Source organism: Oleiphilus sp. HI0079 (assembly GCF_001635105.1).
Genome location: NZ_LWFT01001231.1, coordinates 1 through 793, shown reverse-complemented (window position 1 = coordinate 793; position 793 = coordinate 1). Strand labels below are relative to the sequence as shown.

Here is a 793-nt window from a genome sequence, read left to right as displayed (position 1 = left end):
TATAGCCGATGCCAAGCCGATGCGCTAGCGGCGCAAAAATATCAAACACTTCCCGTGCGACGCGCTGTCGCTTGTCAGGAGTCGCATCTTTCACAGATCGAATTGCGCACGTGCGCTCGGCAAGCTTGATGAGTACAACGCGAACATCATCGATCATGGTCACGAGCATTTTGCGCACGTTGTCGATTTGACCTTGCGTCTGCCCAAGAACCGACCCCTTGAATGGCTGATGGGTCGACGATATTGCAGCCATCTGAGAAACACCATCAATCAAATTTGCGACTTCTGGTCCAAATTTTTTCCGGATGGCATCCACCGTAGCTTTCTCTTCTCGCACAGCACGATACAAAATAGCGGCAATAATCGCGTTTTGATCCAGATCGAGCTCGGCGAGTATCTGTGCCATCTCGAGACCAATGAGAAAGGTATCGTGTTTTGAATTACTCCAGTAGCGCTCTGGGTGAGAGGGCGTTTGGCTGTATTCGAGGGCTGCAAAACAAGCTAGACGAACCTTGTCGAGATCGTCTATCTGAGTCTCATCAGCAAGGTTAATCAGCCACTGCTCTATCCCCTGTTCAGGAGAACGATTAGCTATGTAGTCTTCACGAACTTTGACCATAGGTCTACGTTTCTTCTATGCCTTTTCAAAGAGTGCAATCGATTCAACATGTGAGGTATGCGGAAACATATCCATGACACCTGCCTTCACCAATCGATAGCCTTTTTCTACAATCACACCGGCATCTCGTGCCAGGGTTGCAGGATTACACGACACATACACGATACGCTTGGC

At 49.1% G+C, this 793-nt stretch carries 1 protein-coding gene and 1 pseudogene; both read right to left on the bottom strand.

Annotation, left to right across the window (positions count from 1 at the left end; all coding sequences use genetic code 11):
• On the bottom strand, positions 1–619 hold a 619-nt coding region (locus A3750_RS21775; RefSeq protein ID WP_156498827.1), incomplete at its 3' end, for an HD domain-containing protein.
• 15 nt (positions 620–634) lie between these two features.
• Positions 635–793 (bottom strand): annotated as a pseudogene (locus tag A3750_RS25470) (23S rRNA (uracil(1939)-C(5))-methyltransferase); the annotation flags it as partial.